This window comes from Gordonia sp. N1V (genome assembly GCF_029269935.1).
In the GTDB taxonomy this organism is placed as follows: Bacteria; Actinomycetota; Actinomycetes; order Mycobacteriales; family Mycobacteriaceae; genus Gordonia; species Gordonia polyisoprenivorans.
In genome coordinates, this window is the sequence record NZ_JARJDD010000010.1 from 17,793 (window position 1) to 41,907 (window position 24,115).

The 24,115-nt window shown below is 71.4% G+C and carries 14 protein-coding genes and 1 pseudogene; 9 read left to right on the plus strand and 6 right to left on the minus strand.

From position 1 onward, the window contains the following. Window positions 1-31 precede the first annotated feature (31 nt). Complete coding sequence (locus P3L18_RS14370; protein WP_276114426.1) at window positions 32-2,467, minus strand: helix-turn-helix transcriptional regulator; 2,436 nt, start codon at window positions 2,465-2,467, stop codon at window positions 32-34. Continuing rightward, the gene (locus P3L18_RS14375; protein ID WP_276114427.1) at window positions 2,464-4,299 is read right to left on the minus strand and encodes an Hsp70 family protein; all 1,836 of its coding nucleotides are present in this window, start codon (window positions 4,297-4,299) and stop codon (window positions 2,464-2,466) included. Before P3L18_RS14375 ends, P3L18_RS14370 begins: the two co-directional genes overlap by 4 nt. Before the next feature lie 281 nt (window positions 4,300-4,580). Here P3L18_RS14375 and P3L18_RS14380 point away from each other — a divergent pair, with 281 nt between their 5' ends. From P3L18_RS14380 to P3L18_RS14390, 3 genes are all read left to right on the plus strand, one after another. Then, entirely contained in the window at window positions 4,581-7,757 is a 3,177-nt protein-coding gene (locus tag P3L18_RS14380; RefSeq protein WP_276114428.1) for an IniB N-terminal domain-containing protein, read from the plus strand. A gap of 204 nt (window positions 7,758-7,961) precedes the next feature. Further along, entirely contained in the window at window positions 7,962-9,878 is a 1,917-nt protein-coding gene (locus P3L18_RS14385; protein WP_276114429.1) for a dynamin family protein, read from the plus strand. Continuing rightward, complete coding sequence (locus tag P3L18_RS14390; protein WP_079931369.1) at window positions 9,878-11,431, plus strand: dynamin family protein; 1,554 nt, start codon at window positions 9,878-9,880, stop codon at window positions 11,429-11,431. The genes P3L18_RS14385 and P3L18_RS14390 overlap by 1 nt, the downstream gene beginning before the upstream one ends. On the opposite strand, the gene P3L18_RS14395 is transcribed toward P3L18_RS14390, so the two are convergent. Further along, a complete protein-coding gene (locus P3L18_RS14395; protein WP_276114430.1) occupies window positions 11,400-11,954 on the minus strand; it encodes a hypothetical protein in 555 nt (184 codons plus the stop codon). The two genes, P3L18_RS14390 and P3L18_RS14395, sit on opposite strands and share 32 nt — an antisense overlap. 32 nt (window positions 11,955-11,986) lie before the next feature. Continuing rightward, window positions 11,987-13,195: a glycoside hydrolase family 3 protein gene (locus P3L18_RS14400; protein ID WP_276114431.1), complete on the minus strand. Its 1,209-nt coding sequence runs from the start codon at window positions 13,193-13,195 to the stop codon at window positions 11,987-11,989. 29 nt (window positions 13,196-13,224) lie between these two features. Here P3L18_RS14400 and P3L18_RS14405 point away from each other — a divergent pair, with 29 nt between their 5' ends. The 5 genes from P3L18_RS14405 (at window position 13,225) to P3L18_RS28435 (ending at window position 20,378) form a co-directional block, all read left to right on the plus strand. After that, on the plus strand, window positions 13,225-13,821 hold the full coding sequence (locus P3L18_RS14405) for a universal stress protein (protein WP_276114432.1): 597 nt from the start codon (window positions 13,225-13,227) through the stop codon (window positions 13,819-13,821). 85 nt (window positions 13,822-13,906) lie between these two features. Beyond that, window positions 13,907-15,172: a DUF6745 domain-containing protein gene (locus P3L18_RS14410; RefSeq protein ID WP_276114433.1), complete on the plus strand. Its 1,266-nt coding sequence runs from the start codon at window positions 13,907-13,909 to the stop codon at window positions 15,170-15,172. Window positions 15,173-15,237: 65 nt separating this feature from the next. After that, entirely contained in the window at window positions 15,238-15,741 is a 504-nt protein-coding gene (locus tag P3L18_RS14415; RefSeq protein ID WP_276114434.1) for a hypothetical protein, read from the plus strand. Window positions 15,742-15,810: 69 nt separating this feature from the next. After that, window positions 15,811-16,011, plus strand: coding sequence for a DUF2613 domain-containing protein (locus tag P3L18_RS14420; protein ID WP_006369416.1), 201 nt, complete (start codon window positions 15,811-15,813; stop codon window positions 16,009-16,011). A 44-nt stretch (window positions 16,012-16,055) separates the two neighbouring features. Beyond that, window positions 16,056-20,378 carry an alpha-(1->3)-arabinofuranosyltransferase gene (locus tag P3L18_RS28435; protein WP_346348432.1) on the plus strand — a complete coding sequence of 1,441 codons (4,323 nt, stop codon included), beginning with the start codon at window positions 16,056-16,058 and terminating at the stop codon, window positions 20,376-20,378. 11 nt (window positions 20,379-20,389) lie between these two features. Here the strand turns inward: P3L18_RS28435 and P3L18_RS14430 are convergent. Continuing rightward, window positions 20,390-21,655: pseudogene (locus P3L18_RS14430) on the minus strand (acyltransferase); the annotation flags it as partial. On the opposite strand from P3L18_RS14430, the gene P3L18_RS14435 reads away from it, so the two are divergent. Continuing rightward, window positions 21,579-22,775, plus strand: coding sequence for a DUF3068 domain-containing protein (locus P3L18_RS14435; RefSeq protein ID WP_276114436.1), 1,197 nt, complete (start codon window positions 21,579-21,581; stop codon window positions 22,773-22,775). The pseudogene P3L18_RS14430 and the gene P3L18_RS14435 overlap by 77 nt on opposite strands. A 29-nt stretch (window positions 22,776-22,804) precedes the next feature. On the opposite strand, the gene P3L18_RS14440 is transcribed toward P3L18_RS14435, so the two are convergent. Continuing rightward, window positions 22,805-24,067: a polysaccharide biosynthesis protein gene (locus P3L18_RS14440; protein ID WP_276114437.1), complete on the minus strand. Its 1,263-nt coding sequence runs from the start codon at window positions 24,065-24,067 to the stop codon at window positions 22,805-22,807. Window positions 24,068-24,115: the final 48 nt, after the last annotated feature.

Below are 24,115 nucleotides of genomic sequence, written 5' to 3' on the forward strand. Positions count from 1 at the left end.
GGGATCAGATCATCTTACCGTTCAGTAAGATTCAGCGGTAACCGGCTGCGCGCAACGCGGCGAGGATCTCCGACCGTGACCCGCCCCCGAAGCGCCGGCGAATACGGGCGACGTGGTGCTCGACGGTCTTCGCCGAGATGAACAACCGGGCGCCGATCTCGGCATACGTGCAGCCGGCGAGAAGCTCGTGGGCCACCTGCGCCTCACGTTCGGTCAACGGTCCCGATGGTGGGCTGACCTGCGGGGATGACACTTCGGCGCGTGTCGGACGCGGGCTCGGCAGGTCGGGTGCGGCGGTGTCGGCGCACAGACGGGCGGCGTCTGTCGGTGCGCCGATGGCGACCAGTCCGGCCCGGGCCTGCACCACCCGCCGATCGTCGACCGGCGTTGCGGCGAAGGCCAGATCGTGCACGACACGCGCGGCCGCCACCAGAGTTGCGGTGCGCTCGTCCCCGGGATGTGCCGACAGCGCCGTCTCGAGGCGGGCGAGCCGGTTCCCGGCACCCGTCCGGTCGCCGACGGCGGCGCACGCGCGGACCGCATACCAGTTCCACGTCACCGCCCAGCCGCTTGCGAGACCGACCCCGGCGACGATCTCGTCGAATGCGGCGACCTGACCGCGCACACGCACCTGTTCGCCGGCCGCGGCGAGTGATAGCCATAGCTCGCCGAGGGTGAGCGCGTCGACGAGCCCGAACTCGATGGCGGCCGCAGCCCGCAGAGCCTGTCCACGACCGGCGTTGGGAGTCGGAACCCGCCCGAGCGCGGCGACCTCCGCACGCACCCGATCGGCGGGCGTACGCGCGACCGGCACGGGCGTCGGCACGCCGGGTGCGGGGTGTGGATCGAGAAGCAGCGCGATCCACTGCAGTGCGAGATCACGGCGGTCGGCGTCGAAGACCTCGTCGGCCACCATCCGGGCGGCGAGGATGTCTCCGGACTGCACGGCAAGCATCAGTGCCGGCCAGGCGATGTCGTCGTGATCGACCAGCATCGGCAGCGCCCGCAACAGACCGTCGAGCGTCGGTCCGCCGATCGGCTCGCCGAACAGGGCTCGCAGGACGTCACGCTGTGCTGTGCGCACGGCCGTCGGCGCCGCACCGGTGTCGGTCAGATATCGGGCGGCGGCGTCGCGATCGCCAACGTCGAGCAGCGCGCGGACCGCCGTGATCGGTTGCGTCGCAGCATACTCCGGACCCAGCCAGCGAATGAGGTCGGCGGCGTGGGACGGTCGGCCGGCAGCGAGCGCGATCCGCGCCGACAGCATGGTCGGGGCCACGATCTCGGCTGCGGGACTCGTTGCGGCCCCGATGATCTCGTCGACGATTTGCGATGCGCGGTGGACGTCACCGGCGGCCAGCGCCACATGCGCTCGGCGCAGCGCGATTTCGAAGGCATCACCCCCGGCACCGGCGGCTGCGGTCAGGAGCACCTCCGCCTCCGACGCCGACGCCTGGGCGGCCGCCTCGAGCAGCGCCGCACTCACCCGGGGCTCGCGAATACCCAGTTCTGCGGCGGCCATCGCATCACGCGGCGAGATCGAGCCGGTTCCCATGCGGCGCACCACACTCGCACGCCTGACCTGCGTGACCCGACCCGAACCCAGCGTTTCCACCAGCGGCCCCCGCGCAGCCGACACCAGGGTGTCGGCGCTCAGGAGCAGACCGCTGCCCCGCGCTCGGTCGATCGCGGTGATCGCGCTCTGCTCGTCGATGTCGAGGACCTCGGCGACCATCGAGGTGTCGAGCCCGTTGCCCTCGTCGGCGATCGCGAGAACGGCGAGGGTGGCGTCGTCGAGATGCTCCACACGACGCCGGTACGCCGTCCGCGCGAGCAGAGCAGCATGCTCGACGGCGTCCGTTGGTCGCGAATCATGTTGTGCTGCAACCATATCAGACGTCAGCGTCACCAGGATTTCGTCGATGAGGCCCGGTGCACCCGCACACGCGCGTCGGATGTGGGAGGCCTGTGTCGGATCGAGGTCGACGCGCCGCAGCAAGGCCCGATCGAGTACCCACGCGGTCGACACCGGGGCGCACACCCGGACTCCGCCGCCGGGACGGGACCGTTGGACGAGGCCGGTGATCATGGTGTCGCGCACCCTGTTCTCGGTCGCGGCGAGAACCGCGACGTGGCCGTCGTCGAGTGCCGAGCGCAATCGGACGATGCTCGCGACCGGCCAGGCATGGACGTCGTCGGCGATCACGACGGGCCGGCGACCGTGGGCGTCGGGCCACTGGGCGTCCCGCGGGATGCCGACGACGACCCGTGCACCGCCCCCGCGTAAGCGGTCGGCGAGGGTCGACAGCGCCCGCGACCGACCGCTGCCGGGCGGGCCGACCAGAACGGCGAGATCGAGACCGCAATTGGGTTGTCCGAGTTCGTCGATGACGCGGATCGCCCAGGGATCGGACTCGTCGCCGGGCAACGGTGCCACGGCGGCGGGAGCCGCGAGGCCCTCGCTCACGGGCACGCCGGCAGTCCGACGAGGCCGCAGGTGATCTGACCCACGCCGCCGAGGACGTCGCCCGGCAACTGGCGCACCGCGCCACCGATTCCACCGCCCGAACCCGAACCGCTGTTGCCCGAGCCGCCGGACGGCGCGCCACCGCCCGAGCCGTCGTCGGTGCCGCCGGCGTCGGTGTTCCCGCTGCCGCCGTCACTCCCGCTGCCGGTGCCCCCGCCCGTCGTACCGCCGTTCGTCGCACCCCCGTTGGTCGCACCGCCGTTGGAGGCCGACGGTTGTGGTGCCGCGGTGGACCCGGCCGGTTGCCCGGCCTGCGGGGCGGTGGAGGCCGCCGGTACGCCGGCGGCCGCCGAGGAGGGCGCACCGGTGGTGGCGTTGCGCCCGGCCGTCCCCGCCGGTACGCCGCGACCCGACCCCGACGGCGCCGAACCACCGGCCTGCGCGGAGGCCGGCGTCGACCGCGCGGCAGTGGATGCCCCGTGCGATCCGCTGGGCACCGCCCCTTCGGCCGGCGCGGGTGTCGTCGGCTTGGTCGAGCCGACGAGCCCGGTGCCCACCGACAATCCGGCGGCGGTGAACACCGCGATGACCGCCACGCCGAGCGCGACCAGAACACCGCGTTTGCGATTCGAGAGGCTTTGCGCGGGAGCACTTTCGGAGACCGGGGCCGGTTCGACGGCGTGGACCGGGGCAGGTGCGGGCAGGGGCGCGGCCGCGGCTGCGGCGAGCAGCGCGGTGGCGTCGTCGGCGGCACCGGCGCCGGCAAGACGGTCGGCGGAGATCAACGCCGCCCCGACCGCGGCGGCGCCCGCCGGATCGGGGTCGAGGATCACCGGGATGTGCAGGGCGGATTCCAGCAGTTCGGAGACGATCGGGACCGTCGAGCCGCCACCGACGGCGACGATCGCCGCCACCCGACGCGGATCGATGGCTGCGGCGGCGAGCGCGTCGCGGACGAGGCTCACCGATTCCAGCACCGGCCCACGCACCAGCTCATCGACGTCCTCACGCACGAGACGGGCCTCGGTGCGATGCGGTCCGACCGAGATATCCACGGCGGTACCGGTATCCGTCGACAGGGTCTCCTTGGCGGTACGGCAACGCCTGCGTAGTTCGGTCAGGTCGGCGAGGATCGAGGGATCGTCGATCCGGGCGCCCAACGCCTGGCCCAGCCCGGTGGCCTCGAGGGTGTGATCGAGCAGCAGCCGGTCGATGTCACGCCCACTCACCAACGTCGAGGTCAGTGGTCGCGTCAACGGGGTCGGATCGGCGCCGGCGGCGAGCACCGTCACCGTGGTGGCGGACGCACCGAAGTCGTAGACGACAACGGGATCGCCGTCGGCGAAGGCGCCGGTGGCGTGTTCGACGGCGGTCACCGCGGTGACCGCTGCGCTCGTCCAGGCGCACCGGTCCGCGGTGAGCCCGGTGGCCGCCTGCACCGCGCGGGCGACGTCGGCGATCACCGCCGGCGACCACCCGTCCGGGACGGCGAACGTCACCTGGACGGCCCGAGGGTCTGCGCCGGTCGCCTCCAGTGTCTCGGTGAGCAGCCGATGGACGGCCTGCGCGTAAAGCGCCTCGGCGAACACCGGATCACCTGCGGCGTCGACGAGACCGACCGGATCGCCGATGCGAGGTAGGAAGTCGTCGCGTCCGGCGAGTTCGAGCGTCGGGCGGGTGACCGTACCCGCCCAGCCGTCGGCGTGCGCACCGACGGCGATGGAGACGTCGGTGCCGATCTTGATGCCGATCGCCAACGCGGGAGCCGCCTCATGGTCGCCCACACCCCCGGCCGGCTCGGGTGTCGCGTCATGCCGGATGTCGACGGTCATCGTCTCTCCTCGTCTCCTCTAACCGGCGTGGACGCGCCGGGTGACCCGCAGGTCACGCTGCTCATCATGTCGCGACTCCCGGGCGTGTCGTTAGCCGACGGAGCAAAGATGGGGGAATTTCCCCGTAACCCGCGCCCGGCTCACGGCCCGCAGGGGGAAATGCCCCCTCGGGGAACGTGACGGGGCACGGCGGCGAAGGGGGGATTTTTCCCCGATGTGCCGGCCCGGCGGCCCCCATAGCGTGGTCATCATCCACCGCATGTCATTTGAGGAGACTTCCCATGAGCAGCAACAATGCCGTTCTCGACTTCATCCTGGGGCTGTTGCGCGACGACGAAGCCCTTGAGGGGTATTGCCGATCGCCGCAGACCGTGCTCGCCGCGGCCGGATTGAGCGGGGTCACCCCGGCCGAGGTCGCCGCTGCGGCGCCGCTGGTTGCCGGCGGCGGCGCCGGTGGAGCACTCGGCGCGATCGCCGGTGCCGGCGGCGCGGTCGGCGCCGGCGGTGTTGTGGGCGGCGGGGCGCTCGGCGGACTGGGTATCGGCGGCGGGGCACTCGGGGGCCTGGGCCTCGGCGGCGGGGCGCTCGCCGGACTGGGCCTCGGCGGCGCAGCACTGGGCGGTATCGGGCTGGGCGGTGTCGGGCTGGGCGGTGTCGGGCTGGGCGGTGTCGGACTGGGCGGTGTGAACGTCGGCGGGTTCTCGCTCGGCTCCATCGACTTCGGCAGCGTCCTCGGCGGCATCGGGATCGTCGGTGCCGATCTGTCCGGATTCGCCTTGACCGCAGTCGATCTCGGTGGCATCGCGTTCGCCGAGCTCGACCTTGCCGGACAACTCGCGGTCGGGCTCGCGGCGACGCTGGCCGCAGGGGTCGGAGCGGGCGGCGCGGTGGCCGGACAACTGGGTGCCGCACTCGGCGGCGCATTCGATCTCCTGCTCGGCGGTGATGCACTGGTCGGGGGCGCACTCGGCGGCGGGGCCGAGATCGGCGGCCAACTGGCCGCGGCGCTGATCGGTTCGCTGGGCTTCGGCGGCGAGCTCGCCGCCCAATTGTCGTCCTCGCTCTCGGCGGTGCTGTCCGTCGGTGCCGGACTCGCGGGCGCCGGCGGGGCCGAACTCGGCGCCGTGCTGTCGGCCGGCCTCTCCGCGGGCGGCCAGGTCGCCGGAGCGTTCGCCGCCTCACTGGGTGCCACCCTCGGTGCCGCACTCGGCGCGGGCGGAGCCCTCGGAGCCGACTTCGCGGCCGGACTGACCGCAGGCCTGGACGCCGCCACCGCACTCGGTGCGAGTCTCTCGGGCGTCCTGGACCTCGGTGCAGGCGCGTCGGCCGCCCTGAGCACCGCACTGACCGGCACATTCGCCGCAGCGGGCGGGGTCGGTGCCGAACTGACCGGACTTCTCGACGCCGGCGCCGTCGCCTCCCTCGCCGGCGAGCTGACCACCACGCTGTCTGGTGCGCTCGCGACCGGCCTGGCCGCCGGCGGCTCGGTGGCCGCCGGGCTCGGCGGTGCGCTGGGCGCCGCGCTGGCCGGCAGTGCGGCCGCCGCCGGTGGCATCGCGTTGACCGCGGGCGCCGGGGCAGGCACCGCGATATCGGCAGCACTGACCGCGGCACTCGGGATCGGTGGCGCGGGCGGCGCCGGACTGACGGCCGCACTCGACTCCGCCCTTTCCGGCGGCATCTCCACGGCCCTCTCCGGTGGACTCGCGACAGCTCTCGAGGCTCACACCGACCTGGGCGCCGCTCTCGGAGCGAGCCTGGCCTCGACCCTGGGCACAGGCGGTGCCGTCGCCGGTGACCTCGGTGCCGCGTTGGGAGCCGCGCTCGCCGGTGGAATCGACGCCGACGGAACCTTGAGCGGTCTCCTCGCCACCGGCGCGGGCCTCGACACCGCTCTCGGTGCCACCCTGAACTCGACTCTCGGCGCCACGATCGGCTCGGCGCTCGGCGCGTCCACCGCTCTCGATCTCGGCGGCGCTCTGGCCGGCGTGCTCGACACTGCCGGGCTGGGCGGCGCGCAGCTGTCGGCGTTGCTCGACGGCGGACTTGCCGGGGGGCTGGCCGGTGGGCTGGCGACCGAACTCGGCGCGGTCGGCGGACTCGGCGGCGACCTCGCCGCCGCGCTCGGCGGGTCACTCGGCGGGATGCTCGCCGCGGCCACCGGCATCGACGGAAGCCTCAGTGGTGCAGCACAAGCCACGCTGGGGCAGGTCCTCGCGGCCGACCTGGGCACCGCTCTCGGCGTCGACGGCGCACTGATCGGGCAACTCGGGGGCGCCCTCGACGCCGCTCTCGGTGGGCAACTCGCCGGGGGCGGAGCGATCGGGGGTGGACTGATCGGGGGCCTCGACTCCGCGGCGCTCACCGCGACGACCGGCGAGCTGTCCGGCGCGCTGTCCTCCGCACTCGGCGGTGGCGGCGAGATCGGCTCGGCACTCGGCGGATCGTTCGGCGCCGTCCTCGGTTCGGCCCTCGGTGGTGACCTCGGCGGCGCCGTCGCCGGCTCGCTCGTCGACGGCGCCGATCTCGGTACCTCGCTGACCTCCGCGCTCGGCGGTGCCCTGAACCTCGACACCGGCCAGGCCGGGTCGATCACCGCGGGCCTCACCTCGACGCTCGAGGCCGGCGGCGGTATCGATCGGATTGTCGACGCCGACCTCGTCACCGTCGCCCAACCCGCCCTGGCACTCGGCCAGAACGGCATCGTCGGCAGCGGCGCGATCACTGCCGGCGGCAGCGCTGCCCTGCAGACCGCGGCGATCGCCGACGGCCTTGCCGGCGCCGGCTCGGATCTAACCGGCGGTCTGGGGCTCTCGACCGACCTGACCCACACGCCCGACCTCGGACTGGGCCTGACGACCGCACCCGACGCGGGTCACCACCTCGGAACCGAACTCACCCACGTCGGCAATGACCTGACCGGTGGACTGGGCCTCGGCGGAGGCGGCGCGGCCGCAGGCGGGCTCGGTGGCGAGATCGACTCCCACCTCGGCGACCTGACCGGCGGGGACGCCGGCGGTTCGATCGGCGGCCACGGTCTCGTCGGTACCGCACTCTCCGGCCTGCAGAACACGACGACCACCGAGGGCACCGTCACCGAGAGCGGCCATGGCGCACTCGGATCGATCGCCCAGGTCGGCGCCAACGGTCTGGGCGTGGGAACGGGCGCCGATCCGGGCACCACCGAACCGGGCTCGACGGGCCTGGCGGCCGGTGGCTTGGGCACCGGTGCAACCGATTCCGGCGCAACGGGTTCCGCAGGCGCGGGCAACTCGCTCGGCCACACCCTCGACGCCACCACCCACGCCACCGGCGATCTCACCTCGGGCCTGACGGGAGGCCTCGAGAGCGGCCTCGGCGGTGGCCTGACCGGCGCGGACCCCGGCACCGACTCCACGACCCCGCATCCCGATGCCGGTCACGGCATCGGGGGCCACGAAGGACTTCTCGGCGGCTGACGACGACGTCCACCGTCGCGCGTGGCCTCACGGCTCGCGCCGCCGAGGAGATGGTGGTCGGTGATTCCCTCGGGGATCGCCGACCACATCCCCCCTGCCCTTTCCCTGCCCGCGTGACCGGAGCCGCGGGCAGGGAAAGGGTCTTCGCTTTCTCACCGCGATGCCGCGACCCAGCGGCACCGGTCGGGCTACCGTGGGAGCACCATGTCGCACACATCCGCCGAGCAACAGGCCATGTATCCGGCCGCGCCACAAGACAACACGCCGAAAGCACCCACGCCGCAGAGCGCCGCGCCCGCTTCCTCCGATCTTCGCCCCACCGGATCGACGATCTCCGATCTCATCGCTCGGGCCGCGACCCTGGCGGCACAGACACAGCGCGACGACCTGACCGCCCGCCTCCAGGGCGCCCACGCCCGACTCTCCGATCCCCGATTGCGCATCGTCGTCGTGGGCAACCTCAAACAGGGCAAGAGCCAGTTCGTCAACGCGCTGCTGAACCTGGGCGTCTGCGCGGTGGGCGACGACGAGAGCACCGCCGTGCCCACGCTGATCTCCCACGCCGAGCAGCCCGCCGCCCACCTGGTGGTCGCCGGCACCGACCAGCCGATCCCGATTCCCTTCGACGAGGTCACCTCCGTCACCCCCACCAGCGCCCACACCCAGGGACGCGAGGTGATGCGGCTGGAGATCACCGCGCCCGGACCACTGCTGGCCGACGGACTCGTCGTGATCGATACCCCGGGCGTCGGGGGTCATGGACACCCGTACGCGGCAACGACTCTCGGCATGGTCGCGGCCGCCGACGCGGTGTTCATGGTGACCGACGCCAGCCAGGAGTTCACCGCACCCGAGATGGCCTTTCTGCGTCAGGTGGTCGATCTGTGCCCGACCGTGGCCTGTCTGCTCACCAAGACCGACCTCTACCCGCATTGGCGTCGGATCGCCGACGCCGACCGCGCCCACCTGCGGGCCGCCGACATCGACATCCCACTTCTTCCCGTCTCGTCGACGATGCGCGCCCATGCCCTGCGTCTCGGCGACGAACAACTCAACGCCGAGGCGGGTTTCGCCGACCTCTATCGGTATCTCCGGGAAACCGTGGTGCCCTCGGCGCGCCGATCTGCACGCGCCGCCGCCGGCACCGACCTGCGGACCGTCTCCGAGCACCTGGCGCTCACCTTGGGCAGTGAGCTTGCGGCACTGAAGAATCCGGAGACCGCCGACCGCGCGGTGCGAGGCCTGCGGGAGGCCCGGGCCAAGGCCGAGGGACTGCGCCGGTCGTCCTCGCACTGGCAGCAGACCCTCACCGACGGGATCTCCGACCTGGCCGCCGACATCGATCACGATCTGCGGGACCGGCTGCGCGCGGTGACCCGGGAGGCCGAGCGCGCCATCGACGACGGCGATCCGGAGAAGGACTGGGACCGGTTGTCGGAGTGGCTGATCGACCAGACCGCGACCGCGGTCGGCGACAATTTCGTGTGGGCACACGAACGCTCGGTGTGGCTGGCCGAGCGGCTCGCCGAGCACTTCGCCGAGGCCGGGTACGCCGATCTGCCGGCCATCGACATCGCCGGCGTCGACGGCATCCTCGATTCCGTCACCGAGCTCAGCGCACCCAACACGTCGTCGATGTCGATCACCCAGAAGCTGATCGTCGGGATGCGTGGCTCCTACGGCGGTGTGCTGATGTTCGGACTGATCTCCACCATGATGGGGATGGCGCTGATCAATCCCGTGTCGGTGGGTGCGGGACTGTTGTTGGGCAGCAAGGCCTATCGTGACGACAAGCAGGCGCGACTCGCCGATCGCCGCAACAAGGCCAAGGTGGTGGTGCGCTCGTTCACCGACGACGTCAGCTTCCAGGTCGGCAAGGAGTCCCGTGATCGGCTGCGCACGATGCAGCGCATCCTGCGCGATCACTTCGCCGAGATCGCCGAACAGGCGGCCCGCTCGATCAACGAGTCGCTGAGCGCCGCGCAATCGGCGGCGGCACTGGAGGATTCCGAGCGCGCCGCCCGGGTGGCGACGCTGGAGAGCGAGTTGTCGGCGGTGGCGGCGCTGCGGCGCGCGGCCGAGGAGATCATCGGAAACCAGATCACCGGACCGGCCGCCTGATGAGTCCCGTACCCGGCCGCACTCCGGCGGCCCCCGACCTCATCGCGGCCGCACGCACGACCGTGGCCGGCGATCGACGCGCCCTCGATCGGATCGAGGAGTGTGAACGACAACTCCACGCGCCCTTGCGGATCGCACTCACCGGATCACTGAAGGCGGGCAAGTCCACGCTGCTCAATGCGCTGGTCGGGCAGGACATCGCACCGACCGACGCCACCGAGTGCACGCGAGTGGTCACCTGGTATCGCCGGGGCCGTACGGCGTCGGTCACCGCGTGCGTCGATGACGGTGCCGCCGTTGCGGTTCCGGTGACCCGCATCGACGGCCGGCTCGGCTTCGACCTCGGGACGTTGACCGCCGATCGCATCGATCGCATCGAGGTCACCTGGCCGACCCGGGCGCTGGAGCATCGCGCCCTGGTCGACACCCCGGGGCTGGCGTCGTTGTCGTCGGACCTGTCGGCGTCCACCGAACGTCTTCTCGCGCCCGAGGACGGGCGACCTCGGGTGGATGCGGTCATCTATCTGCTGCGCACCCTCACCGCCGCCGACTCCGCCATGCTGCGGCGGATCACCGCGGCCATGGGCTCCTCGGCCGGCCCGCTCGGGGTCGTCGGGGTGGTGTCCCGTGCCGACGAGCTCGGCGCCGGGCGGGTGGATGCGATGCTGTCGGCGCAGGAGATCGCCGCACGGCTGACCGGCGAACTCACCCGCACCGGCCTGTGCCACTCGGTCCTGCCGGTGTCCGGGCTGCTGGCGCTGGGGGCACAGACGTTGCGGGAGAGGGAGTTCCGGGCGCTGCTCGCACTGGCCTCGGTGTCCGCCGACGATCTGGAGTCAGCACTACTGAGCATGGACCGATTCACCCGCCCGGACATCCTGCCCACCATCGACCCGCAGGCGCGGCAGGCCCTGGCCGACCGGCTGGGGGTCTTCGGTATCCGGCTGGCGGTGACCTTGATCCGGTTCGGGACGACGACGTCGTCGGCGCTGTCGGCGGAGTTGCTCGCGCGCAGCGGTCTCTCGGACCTCAGTTCCCTGATCACCGTGCAATTCGGTCAGCGGGCCTGGCAGCTCAAGTCGCATTCGGCGCTGCGCACCCTCGACGGAATCCTCGCAGGCACCCCGGGACCGGTAGCGGCCCAACTGCGTTCGTCGGTGCGCCGGGCACTCGCCGACACCCACGGCTTCCGCGAATTGCGGTTGATCGGGGCCGTGCGGGCCGGACAGATCGGTCTGCCCCCCGAGACACTCGACGAGTTGAGCCGACTCGTCGGCGACCGCGGCGTGTATCCGACTGTGCGCCTGGGACTTGCGCACGACGCCACCCCGAATGAGGTGCGCGAGGCGGCAATTGCCGCGGCCGCCCGGTGGCGGACACGGGCGGCACATCCGCTGGCCGACCCGCAGGTCGTCGACGCGGCCACGGTGGCAGTGCGCAGCGCCGAGGGCATCCTGGCCGACCTCGGACGGCCGGACCCGTCGATCGGCCCGCCCATCAGCCGGGCCACCGGCGCGACGCTCAACGCAGGGTCGCACCGCCGTCCGGAATGAGGGCCAGCACACCGGCCAGAACTCCGGCGAGCGCCGCCGCCGACGGCAGATAGCGCGACACCCACGCCATCGGCAGAACCGTATCGGTATCGGCGGGCAGCGAATTCGTCGTCACGATCCACGCGACCGCCAGCACCGTCACGAGGACCGCCGAACCGAGTAGCAGGGGCCGAGCTGCTTTGCCGCCCTGGCGCAGCAGCAGTACACCGAGGACCGCCGCGATGACGGCCAGCGCCGCCACACCCGCGGCGACCAGCAGCGCAACGGACACCGTGGTGGAGATGTCGGCGGCACTGGCCCCCTGATTGTCGGCCGCGAGATCGGCGCGCAGGGCAGCGGTCAGCGCGTCACGCGACATCATCACCACCACCGCCGTGGCGACCAGCAAGACCACCTCGAGCACGGCGAGCCCGACGACCAGATGCGTGCGACGCGTGCGTGCGACCGGAGGCTGCGCCAACGGGGTGACGGCAACGCGCGGACGTGGTGGCGGTGGCCGATGCGGCGGGTGGGGATCAGTCATGCGGATTCACCCCGCTCTCCTCCGACGGGTCATCAGCACCGTAGCTGCCCCTTGGCCTTGAGGATGCGGACGACCGACTCGTCGACGCGCGACTGGCTCAGTTGTCCGGACCGGACGGCGGACTCGAGGCTGTTGAGGACGGCGGTCACCTTGTCGGTGGTGATCCACAGGGCGATGTCGCCGCCGGCGACGAGGAAGCGTTGCACCGCCTGCGGCAGCGGGTAGCGCTGGGTGATGGCGCCCATCCCGGACAGGTCGTCGGAGAAGACGACGCCGTCGAAGGCCGGACCGCCGTACGGTTGTCCGGTCCGCAGCATGCGCATGGCGTTGACGCTCAGGCTCGCCGGCGTGTCACCGACGGTCAGTCCGGGCACGATCAGATGCCCGACCATCACCGCCGCATTCCCCGGATTCGCCAGCAGCGTCTTGTAGGGGACGAGGTCGCTGCGCTCGAGTTGCGTGAGCGGCGGTGTGCGCACGACACCGAGGTGGGAGTCACCCGAACCGTGCCCGTGCCCCGGGAAGTGTTTGAACACCGGCATGACTCCGGCGGATTGAAGTCCCTCGGCGAACGCCTGGGCGTATCGGGCCACCGTGGCCGGGTCGTCGGAGAACGAGCGGTCACCGATGACCGCGTCGTCGGGTTCGTCGCTGACGTCGGCGTCGGGGGCGAAGTCCACGGTGATACCCAACGCCCGCATCTTCTTGCCCTCACTCGCCGCGAGGGCACGGACCTGCTCGGGTGTCTTGGTGCGCGCGAGTTCACGCGCCGACGGGCTGTCGATACCGAGCGAGGACAACCGGGAGACGCGACCGCCTTCCTGGTCGACGCTGACCATCAGCGGGATCGACGAGGCTGCGGTGACCTTCTCGAGGGCGCCCTGGTCGGTGAGGAGCGATTTGTCGGTCCAACTGCCGATGAAGATGCCGCCCACCGGCTCCCGTTTGACCAACGACAGCGCGTCGTCGGTTCCGGTCACGCCGACGACGATCGACTGTCCCAACTTCTGTCGCAGCGACATCTTCGCCAGCGTCGCCGCACCGCAGCCGATGGGCGCCGCGGCACTCGTCGACGCCGGCGGGGACGAGCGGGTCGACGCCGACGAGGGCGCGCTCGACGATGTCTGCGCGGCCGACGAGGAGGAATCGGTGCCGCAGCCGACCACGGCGATACTGGTCACCGCCACCAGCGCGATCAGGTCACGAACCTGGCGAAAACGGCGTCGTCGAGTTGGGCCCATGGCACGAGTGTTGCATGTACTCTTGGGCAATGGACTCTCGACACCGGGAGCAGGGTGCGCGGATCGACTCCGCCCCCGCTGAATCCGTGTCCCCGTCCTCTTCGGTGTCCCAGTCCCATTCCGGTCCGGTCCCCCAGTCGGTGATGATCGCGTTCGACGGCGGCGCCAACTCCGAGCGGGCCATCACCTACGCCGCCCACTTCCTGCGGGCGACGACCGCGCACGTGGTCACGGCCTGGCAGCCGGGCACGCTCAATCCGGCCCGGCTGTCGAGTCTCTCGGCCGGCATCCAGCCCTTCGTCGACACCTCGCCCCTCGAACTCGACGTCGACGACGCCCTGCGCGCGGAAGCCGCCGAGATCAACACGCGGGGCGTCGAGATGGCGCGGGACGCGGGCCTCGATGCGACCGGGACCCTGGTGGAGGTGGAGTCGACGGTGTGGGGTGCGCTGGTCGCCGCCGCCGATGCCCTCGACGTCGACCTGTTGGTGACGGGTACCCGCGGCGACTCCGGACTCAAGGCACTACTGCGATCCAGCGTGGCCGGCCGCGTGCTGAAGCACTGCCACCGACCGGTGTTCATCGTTCCGGCCAAGTGCGACAAGCAACCTCCGGTGTCGCCGTGACCCGACGTACGCCTTGCGCTCGCGCGCCGATGGTGCCATCCTTGATGGTCATGACTACCGGAAAGGCGGCCACCGCCTCCCTCGCGTGAGCCCCGTGCCGGTCGACCCCGTCGGCGTCGACCACCGAACGATACTGTCCAGCAATCGTTTTCCACCGCCACCACCTGACGGCTCGGATTCGTCGGCGATCGCCGGCTACCTGACCGATACCCGCGAGGCCTGGCTCGAGCACGGACTCGACAGCCGGCGGGCCGATCGCACCACTACCGAAGCCGCGATCTCGGAACTGTACCGGATCGCCAAACACCCTCCCCCTCAATTCATCTGGATGGCCTCGCCACACGCGGCGGTGCGGTGTATCCAGATCGAGAAGTTCGACACCACGACCGCACCCGGACGTGACGACGCCCCCAATCGGATCGCCGCGATGCTGGCACGCTCACGCGACGCCGTCGAGAAGCGTCTCGACCGGCTGTCACCCGTCTTTCCGAATCGGCGCGTGACCCCCGGACGCGCACAGGCCGGACGCACACAGACCCTGAGCCCGGCGGAGGCACTCGAGGGCGGGGCCGAGGTGCCCGACGTCGTCCGGGCAGCCATCCGGGACTCGTTGCGCACCAGCCTCTTCGACAACATCGGCCGTCCCATCAAGTCGACGCTGCCGGTGATGCCCGGCGTCGGCACGTGGTTCGGTCAGCATGAGGCGCATCGCAGCGCGTTCGGGCTCGTCGCCTATCGATTGGGGTTGGCGCGGCTGCCGCCGGACGAGGTCGAACTCCTCGAGATCACCACGGCGCTGGCGGTTTCCGCCGGATGGTGGTGGGCATTCGACGACGTCTGCGTCCTGGCCGAACGGCCGATCTCCGTCGACACCGAACCCATCCCGCACAGCCCGCACGGCACACGGCGCCTCCATCGCGACGACGGTCCCGCCGTCGCCTACGCCGACGGCTGTGCTGTGCATGCCGTTCACGGAACGATCGTGCCGCACTGGGTGATCGACGATCCGACACCCGAACGCATCGCCGCCGAACGCAACATCGAGATCCGCCGCACCGCGATCGAACGCATCGGCTGGGATCGATGGATCGACGATGCCGGGATGCGACTGATCGACGAATCCGACGATCCCGGTAACGAGGCGGCCACCCTCGCGCTGTACGCCAGCCCCCGCCAATGGCGGACCAATCAACGAATCCTGTTGGTGACCAATGGTTCCCGGGAACGCGATGGCCGGCGCCGACGCTACGGCATCCACGTGCCCGGCTGGGTGCCCACCGCTCTGACCGCCGCGGCCTGGACCTACGGCCTCGACGCCGACGACTACGCCCAACTCGTCCGCCGAACCTGAGGCGCATCCCGCATACCACCGCACCGGAACACACCACCGCACCAGAACACATGGGAGACACACACATGACTTCGACAGCATCGGCCACCACCACCCTCGCCGAACTCACCGAGCAGAGTGGTCTCGGCGTCCTCGATCACCTCGACACCGCACTCACCATCCCGGTCACCGCCGGGCTGCAGGCGCAGGGTGACCTCCTCGTGGTCCCGTGGCGCATGGTCGCCGCCGCCGAGACGCGGTCGGGGGCGCCGACGACGCCCACACCAGTGCCGCCGACAGGCATCGAGATCCTCCGTGGCGCCGGCGGCGGCAACCCGCACACCCTGCTCGCCGACGGAGAGTTCACCTGGACCGGGCGATGGTTCATCGATGGCGACGGCTTGACCCTCGGCGTCGTCGACGCGTCGTCGGTCGCCTACCTGCTGCATCCCGAGCACGGCGCGAGCGGGATCGCCCCCGGCCGGTACGTCATCCGCCGCCAACGCGAGGCGGCCGACGAGCTCTACGGACTGGCCCGGCGGTTCGGCCGATTCAGTCGCTTGGACGGGTCCCGGCTGGTTGCCGACTGAACGCGGGCACGGCGAGGCGTCCCGCGCGCTCACGCGAGCGCTCTGCGCGCCGATGGTAGTTTGGCCACCATGCGCAACAACCGCCTGATTGCCGGAGCCGTCGCCGGAGTTGCCGGCATCCTGGTCGGACTCGGCGCGGTGCTCCTCGGCGGGGTCCTGTCGGCGCAGACGAGCCCGTCGACGGACCTGAACAACATCAATCCGAACAGCGGCTTCGTGCAGGGCTCGGTGGACTACGGATCACGGGGTGGCTCCGGCGACAGCCAGTGACCTCGAGCGACCCGGCCGCAGTGAGCTCGAGCGACCCGGCCGCAGTGAGCTCGAGCGACCCGGCCGCGCAGCGCACGCTCGACCGCCGCGGTGTGGCGGTCGCCGCGCTCGTCGCGCTGGTCGTCTCGTTCCTGCAGTCGCCAGGCCTGACCGCCGCCGACACCAAGCTCGACCTCACCGCCAACCCGCTCGGCTTCCTCGCGCGGGCCGCGCACCTGTGGACGCCACAGGCCCCGCTGGGGCAGGTGCAGAACCAGGCCTACGGCTATTTCTTCCCGCACGGTGCGTTCTACGCCGCTGGTGAGCTGATCGGTCTTGCGCCGTGGGTGACCCAGCGGCTCTGGTGGGCGGTGCTCCTGTTCGTGGGCTTCGTCGGTCTCGTCCGTCTCGCCGAGGCGCTGGCCGTGGGATCGATGGGCTCACGGCTGCTGGCCGGGGCGATCTTCGTGTTGTCGCCGCGGGTGTTGACGACGATCGGCTCCATCTCGTCGGAAACACTGCCGATGATGCTGGCCCCCTGGGTGCTGCTGCCGGTGGTGCGTGCGCTGGATCGCCGCGACGACGCGCCCGTGTGGCGGCACGCGATGCGCTCGGCGGTGGCCGTCGCGCTGATGGGAGCGGTCAACGCGGTCGCCACGCTCGCGGCATTGGGCGTCGCGGTCGTGTGGTTTCTGCTGTGCGTACGCACCGACGTGCGCCGGTGGTGGCGCTTCGGGGTTGCCTGGGCGGCCGGGCTGGCACTGGGGTGCGCGTGGTGGATCGTGCCACTGCTCATCCTGTCGCGGGTGTCGCCACCGTTCCTGGATTTCATCGAATCCTCCAGGGTGACCACCGAGTGGACGTCGCTGACCGAGGTCCTGCGCGGCACGAGCTCGTGGACACCGTTCGTCTCCACCGAACGCGTGGCGGGCGCCGTGCTGGTGACCCAACCCGCCGCGGTTCTGGCTACCGGCACCCTGGCCGCCGCCGGATTGGCCGGATTGTGCATGCGGCACATGCCGTATCGGCGACGATGGATCGCGATCCTGACGATCGGGCTGCTGCTCATGTGCACCGGTTACGCGGGCGGGCTCGGGTCACCGATCGCCGAGCCGGTCCGGGTCTTCCTCGACGGCCCGGGCGCATTCCTGCGCAACGTCCACAAGTTCGAGCCGTTCGTCCGGCTGCCGTTGGTGCTCGGTGTCGCGCACCTGTTGGCGCGCGTGCCCCTTCCGGGGTCGGCGCCGACCCGAAAGTGGTTGCGGGCGTTCGCACATCCGCAACGATCACGGCCGGTGGCCGCGGCGCTGGTCGTCCTCGTCGCCTCGGCCGGCGCCGGCTCGCTGATGTGGACCGGTCAACTCGCCCCCGACGGCGCGTATCGCGCCATCCCGGACTATTGGACACAGACGGCGTCGTGGCTCGGTGCGCACGCCCACGAGGGTGTATCCCAGGGCGGTGTCTCCCAGAACGGCGTCGAACAACGGGCGCTTGTCGTTCCGGGCGCACCATCGGCCGATCAGTTGTGGGGACTGACGCGTGACGAGCCGCTGCAACCCCTTGCCGACTCCCCGTGGGCCATCCGTGACGCGATCCCGCTGACGCCGCCGGGAGCGATCCGGGCTCTCGACTCGGTCCAGCGCGATCTGGCCGACGGGCGGGCGTCACCGGGGCTCGCTGCGACACTGGCCGATCAGGGGATCGGCTTCGTCGTGTTACGCGCCGATCTCGACCCCGACACCTCGCGGTCGGCGCGTCCGTTGCTGGCCCAGCAGGCCCTCGACGGGTCACCCGGCCTGACCCGCGCCGCGTCGTTCGGTCCGCTGGTGAGCCAACCCAGCGCCAAGGGTGTCTTGCGCGACAACGGTTTACGCCCACCGATGCGCGCGATTCAGATCTACCGGGTCGACGCGGCGGGCGGCACGGGTCCGTCACTGACCGATACCGCGTCGATGCCGCGTGTCGCCGGAGGACCCGAAGCGATTGCCGCACTGGCGGATCTGCGCGCACGGTTGGGAGAACCCCCCGCCGGCCCCACACTGATGCAGGCCGACGCGCAACGCGCAGACCTGCCGTCGGCGCCGGTGATCCTCACCGACACCCCGGCCGACCGCGAGACCGATTTCGGCCGCGTCGACGACCATAGCTCGGCCATCCGTGCGCCCGGGGATCCGCGCCGGACGCAGAACGCGGCTCCGGATTATCCCGTTGCCGGACAACCACTCACCGAAGGGCAGTGGCTTCTCGACAACCAGCCGAACGGGGTGCGGGTCTCGACATCGGGGTCGGCGTCCGATGCCATCCAGCCCGGACAGACCTCACCGGCGAACTCCGCGGCCGCCGCCTTCGACGGCGACCCGGCCACGGCATGGGTGTCGGCGGGTCTCACCTCGGCGGTCGGGCAGTGGATGCGTCTGGACTTCGATCGTCCGCGAAGCGATCTCGCCCTGCGGCTGACAACAGCGAAGGCACTCGGCCCGGACGTCTCGTCGATCGTGGTGACCACCGAGGCCGGGTCGACGGTGGCCTCCGGACTCGAACCCGGCAAGCCCGTGACGGTCACCGCACCCAGCGGACCGACCCGGTGGGTGCAGATCCGCGCCTCGGCCACCGACGACGGCAGCGCCGGAAACCAGTTCGCGCTCGGCGAGGTCGGGGTGATCGATCTGGCGTCCGGGCTGCCGCTGACCATCCGCCACCGCGTCGTCCTACCCCGGGTCGCGCCGGGCACGCCGGTGGCGGGATGGCTTCTCACCCAAGAACTCTCCGGGCGCTCCACATGTGTGACCCAACCCGGTGGCGCCGACGACGGCTCACCCGCGGCGCGGGTGCTGTGCGCGTCGGGTCTGGGGTTGAGTCCCGAAACACCGGGGGTGATGACGCGCGCACTCTCGGTCCCCGACGGCGTCGACGTCACGCCCGCGGTGGTGCTGCGACCCAAACCCGGGGACGGACTCGACGCGTTGCTGCGCACGCCGACGACGGTGCGGGCGACCGGGGCGTCGGAGGTCAACGATCCGCGCGGGTCGAGCCAGGCCGCCGTCGATGGCGACCCCGGAACCGTATGGACCGCAGCCGAACCCACCAAGAAGGGTGACAAACCCACGCTGACCCTGACCCTGCCGGCACCGCAGGAGGTGCAGAGTCTGCGGATCGTCGCGCCCGCCGGCGGCTATCCGGCCGCGCCGACCGAGGTGGCGGTGGATCTCGGCACCGGTCCTCAACGGGTCCACGTCGGCGCCGACGGCGTCATCCGTCTGCGGCCCGCCGTCACCGATCGCATCACGCTCACGATACTCGACCGCACCGACCTCCTCGACGTCAACAGTCTCGGATTCGCCAGTCGCGCACCGGTCGGCATCGCCGACATCACGATCTCCCCCGCCCCGCCCGCCGCGCCACCACTGAGCAGGCCCATCGACATCGGCTGCGATGCAGGCATCGGGATCACGGTGTCGGGCCAGGTGATCGGCCTGTCGGTACACACCACCGCCGCCGCGTTGCGGGACGGGGAGCCGGTGGTGGCCCGCCCGTGCTCGTCGGCCCCGATCCGTCTGCCCGCGGGTGAGCAGGAGTTGTCGGTGAATCCGGGGCAGGCGTTCACCGTCGACACCACCTGGTTGGGCAACACCGCGATGCCCGGTGCGCCGGCCGCCGGTGCCGTGACCCGTCCGAGGGTCGAGCAGTGGCAGTCGACCGCACGGAGCGTGCGCGTCGATGCCGCGCCGACCGCCCGGATTCTGTCGGTGCCGGAGAGCACCAATCCCGGGTGGGTGGCCGAATTGGGCGGTCGCACACTCGATCCCGTCGTCGTGGACGGCTGGCAGCAGGGGTGGCAGGTGCCGGCCGGCGCATCCGGCGCGGTGACGTTGAGGTTCCGGTGGGACAGCGTCTACCGATGGTCGCTGATCGTCGGATTCGTCTTGCTCGCACTGCTTTTCGCGGCAGCGTTCGTTCCGTGGCGACGGCGGGCGCATCCGGCCCCGGCTCCGGTTCTCGTTGCGCCGGTGGGCGGTACGGTGGTGGGCTGTGCGGGCGCGCTCGGTTGGCTGGCCGCGTCGTGGCTGCTCGCCGGATGGTGGGCGGTGCTGATCAGCGTGCTCGCCGGGGCGGCGGTCGTACTCGCCCGGTCGCGGGTGATCGTGGTCGCCTGCTTCGTCGCGATGATGCTCGCCACGGTGGGATTGGCGTCGGGGCCCTGGCATGCGACGACCGGGTACCACGGCTTCTCGTGGTGGGTTCAGTTGCCGGCGTTCGTCGCGGTGTCGCTGCTGATCTCCTCGGCGATGCCGGCCTCGGTGCGGCGCTGGGTGTCGCGACTGCGTGCACGCCGCGCACTTTCGCGGCGGCGCAACCAGTCCCGGGTCGGTTCCTCCACGAAGGCGTAGCTCGCCGCCGAGATCCCGATCGAGAGCACCGCGGTGAGGCACCACACCAGGATCGTGTTGCCGGAGAACGGCACGATCCCGAAGAGCGGGAACACCACGGCGAGCACCGCGACGTGCCAGATGAAGATGCCGTAGGACCAGCGGCCCAACGCGGCCATGACCGGTGAGGTGAGGAATCGGAACCGCGCCCGCACCCGCGGCGAGTTCCCGAATGGCTTCTCGCACACCAGGGGTGCGAGCAGGGCGAATGCGCACAGCGCGCCGAGTGCCATCTTCACGGCGAACTGCCACGGCGCGAGGACGCCGAGCCCGGTGGGTCCGGCGATCGGCGTGCATGCCAGACCGTAGGAGACGACGAACAGCGCCAGCATCGGCCATCGGCGGGCACCGATGCGCTCGATGACGCGAGTAATCCTCGAGTGCTCACCGAAGTCGGCGGCTCCGGCCACCTCGGCGATGACCAGGCCTGCGACGAACCACGGCAGGTGGCCGAACACCCAGTTCGTCGGCTCGGTTCCGTCGGGAAGCGGCAGTGCCTGGGCCACCCAGGCCCAGCCGAGGCTGATCACGCCGAGACCCAGCAGTGCCGGTACCCGGGCGCTCACCCGCGCTCCGCGCAACCACGTCAACGCGGCCCCGAGGATCGGCAGCAGCAGGTAGAAGGCCACCTCGACCGACAGGCTCCACATTTGGGTCAGTCCGGCGGTCAGCGACAGCGGCACGAACACCTGGGTGAGCGTCAGATTGGCGAGCCAGACGGTGAGGTCGGCGCCGCGCGCCTCGGGCAGCAGCGTCAGCACCACGACGACGACCACCACGTATGCCGGCCAGATGCGTACCACACGGTGCCGCAGATATCGCCGCACCGACGGCGGGCGAGCCTGCCGATGCGCCGCGGCCACCCAGTTGCGCCACAGCAGAAACCCTGACAACGCGAAGAACAGGGCGACGGCGAGATCGAGCCGGCCCAGGATCGGGCCGATCACCGGCGTGCTCACCACACCGGTCTGGAAGGCGACGTGGGTGGTCAACACGCCCAACGCCGCCACCGCGCGCATGCCCTCGAGTTGCGGGAAGAATCGCCGGTATTCGGGGATGCGGGTGGTGACTGTGGTGGCATCGGGCGTGGGCTGGGTGGACATTCTGGAGAACACCGTAGCCGTCCTGAGGCGGGTGTGGTGACCGCGTACTCTCGCCGTTATGCCCGAGCCCGGCGCCGACGACCGCCCCCGCCCGAGCCGCTGGTCGACGCGCGACCTGCTCGGGCCGACCATCATCTTCCTCGGCGGATTCCTCCTGGCGGCCGCGCTGGCGCTGCCGACGCTGCTGGTGGGCCAGCTCGAGCTCATCCCGCTCTCGACCGACGTGACCACTGTCGCCACCAGCGTCCCGACCGGTGACGAGAGCGAATCGGGGTCGCCCGCTCCGACTGCCACCGTCCTGGATCGCTGCTCGCTGAACACCCCGGCCGCCCGTACGCTGCCGGCCACGCTGGTCCGGCAGCAACGCGTGGTCGCGGTCCGCCCGGCCGACAAACGGGTGATCACCCTGCAGGCGGGCACGTCGGTGCAGGGCGACCGCATCTGGCTCGACGGCCGCATCGCCGACGCCGATGCCGCCCGCCCCGGATCCGAGGTGCCGCCCGCGTCGGGTGAGTCGGCGTGCACCGATCCGACGTTGTCGGCGTTCAAGGATCGCGTGACCCTCTCGCGCCGCTCAGCGACACCCGATCTGGGCGCCAACAGCACCGGGGCGCAGGGCAATTCGGAGATCCAGTACGACAGCAACGCGGTGCCGGTCGCGGCGCCGGATCGCACCGGCTACACCTACGTCCTACCGTTCGGGGTGAGCGTCGCCGAGCACACCTTCTTCGATCCGACGACCCGGCGGTCGGTGCCGCTGACACCGCAGGGCGACGCGCAGGTCGACGGCCGCAGCGCGCAACGCTTCGTCGCCGAGGTCCCCGACACCGACCTCGACGCCACCCGTTCCGGGGTGCCCGACGGCGTGCCGCCGACCCGGATCACGCGTCCGGCGTCGTGGTTCGGTGTCGGCGGCGATCCGGCGCGGCGACTCACCGCGACCCTGCATCAGAGCTCCCGGTGGGAACTGTCGGTCGACACCTCGACCGGCACGATCCTCGACGAACGGGTCACCATCGATCAGGCCTATCGTCTCCCCGACCCGGCGTTCGCCGACTTCCGCCTGACGAATCTGCAGGCGACCTTCGCCTACGACGACGCCACCCGGAACCGGTTGTCCGATCTGGCCGGGAGTCTGTCGACGCCGCTGGTGATCTGGGGTCGGGTCGTACCGATCGTCGCCGCGGTCCTCGGCGTCGTCGCGGTGGTCGGCGGGCTGGTGCTGACGATCGGGTCGCGTCGGGCGGGCGAGTAACCCGCTAACCCGAAGCAGCCCAACGATCGTCACGCCGGCCGGCGCACCTCGTCCGCTTGCATGGGCGTGCGGCTCATTGCCCGCATGCAGTCGATGCCGGTCGCCACGGCGGCCGCGGTCACGGCCACGGCGGCCGTGACCGCGAGCGCAACGACGGAATCGACGACGCAGACGATCACGATCACCTCGATCCCGACGACCAGCCAGGTCACCGCGGAGGCGCGGGTGCGATCGGCCGCGATTGCCGACAACAGCAGGACCTGCAGCACGGCCATCGCCGAGCCGGTGTAGGCGAACAACCACAGCAGTCCCACCAGCGGGCGGTAGGCGTCGCCGACGACGAGCGGCACCAGCGGCCCGAGCGCGGCCGCTGCCACCGTGAGGATCGCCCCGATCGACGCGACCACCGTCACCGCCTGACGCAGGGCGGTCCGCGAGCGCGCCGGATCGGCGAGCCGCGGATAGAAGACGACGCCGATGGCCTGCGGCAGCCAGAAGGCGGCCTTGGTCGCGACCGCGCCGAGGGCGTACACCCCGGCGTCGTCGGCGTGCAGCACGGTTCCCGACAGCAGCAGGTCGATCGAGACCGCCACGATCAACACCAACTGCACTTGCGAGGCGCGCAGCACCCCCGCGGCACTCCCCCCGGCGGTGGTGTCCGGGTTGGCTCCGCTTGCTCCGGGGAGTCGCCGGGTGCGGCCGGCATCGGCGCGGCGCACCACCCCGACCGCAGACCACACGACGGCCGCGGCGACGGCCGTGCCGAGGGTGCCGACGGCGAGCCCCCACGTCGGGCCCGCGCCGAGCGCGAACGCCACCAGCATCGGCACCGACCGCGCGATGCCGACCGCCCCGAGTACCCACGCCAGCGCGCGGAACTCACCGAGCCCCTGAAGGACGCCCTGACCGGCGGCGATCACCACGAGCAGCGGCGCAGCGGCGAGGGCAGCAGAAGTGGCGGGCGCACCGGTCCGGGCCACCGCGACAACCACCGGGACGGCAACGAGCGCGAGCACGACCACGGCCGCAACCGTCGTCGCGGTGACCCGGCCGAGCCCGGAGCCGCGTCCGCGGACGACCTCGCGGGCGATCACCGACTGCAACGCCAAAGCAGGGACACCGAGGATGAGCATCGCCGACAGCAGCCGCGCGAACTGCCCGTAATCACCGGGCGCGAGCCACCGCCCGGCCCCGACATAGACGACATATGCCGCGAGATTCGCCGCCATCGACCCGGCGGCCACCGATCCCAGCGCGCCCACCATGCCGCGCATCCGGATCGCTGTCGCCATGCGACCAAGTGTGCCGCACCGGCTCGTGCCGAGTGTTCGCGCTGCAGG

What these genes read in the sequence shown, in the direction of transcription:
- P3L18_RS14375 (WP_276114427.1), bottom strand. Translation starts at nt 4,299, where the DNA reads ATGACCGTCGACATCCGGCATGACGCGACACCCGAGCCGGCCGGGGGT.
- P3L18_RS14380 (WP_276114428.1), top strand. Translation starts at nt 4,581, where the DNA reads ATGAGCAGCAACAATGCCGTTCTCGACTTCATCCTGGGGCTGTTGCGC.
- P3L18_RS14385 (WP_276114429.1), top strand. Translation starts at nt 7,962, where the DNA reads ATGTCGCACACATCCGCCGAGCAACAGGCCATGTATCCGGCCGCGCCA.
- P3L18_RS14390 (WP_079931369.1), top strand. Translation starts at nt 9,878, where the DNA reads ATGAGTCCCGTACCCGGCCGCACTCCGGCGGCCCCCGACCTCATCGCG.
- P3L18_RS14395 (WP_276114430.1), bottom strand. Translation starts at nt 11,954, where the DNA reads ATGACTGATCCCCACCCGCCGCATCGGCCACCGCCACCACGTCCGCGC.
- P3L18_RS14400 (WP_276114431.1), bottom strand. Translation starts at nt 13,195, where the DNA reads ATGGGCCCAACTCGACGACGCCGTTTTCGCCAGGTTCGTGACCTGATC.
- P3L18_RS14405 (WP_276114432.1), top strand. Translation starts at nt 13,225, where the DNA reads ATGGACTCTCGACACCGGGAGCAGGGTGCGCGGATCGACTCCGCCCCC.
- P3L18_RS14415 (WP_276114434.1), top strand. Translation starts at nt 15,238, where the DNA reads ATGACTTCGACAGCATCGGCCACCACCACCCTCGCCGAACTCACCGAG.
- P3L18_RS14420 (WP_006369416.1), top strand. Translation starts at nt 15,811, where the DNA reads ATGCGCAACAACCGCCTGATTGCCGGAGCCGTCGCCGGAGTTGCCGGC.
- P3L18_RS14435 (WP_276114436.1), top strand. Translation starts at nt 21,579, where the DNA reads ATGCCCGAGCCCGGCGCCGACGACCGCCCCCGCCCGAGCCGCTGGTCG.
- P3L18_RS14440 (WP_276114437.1), bottom strand. Translation starts at nt 24,067, where the DNA reads ATGGCGACAGCGATCCGGATGCGCGGCATGGTGGGCGCGCTGGGATCG.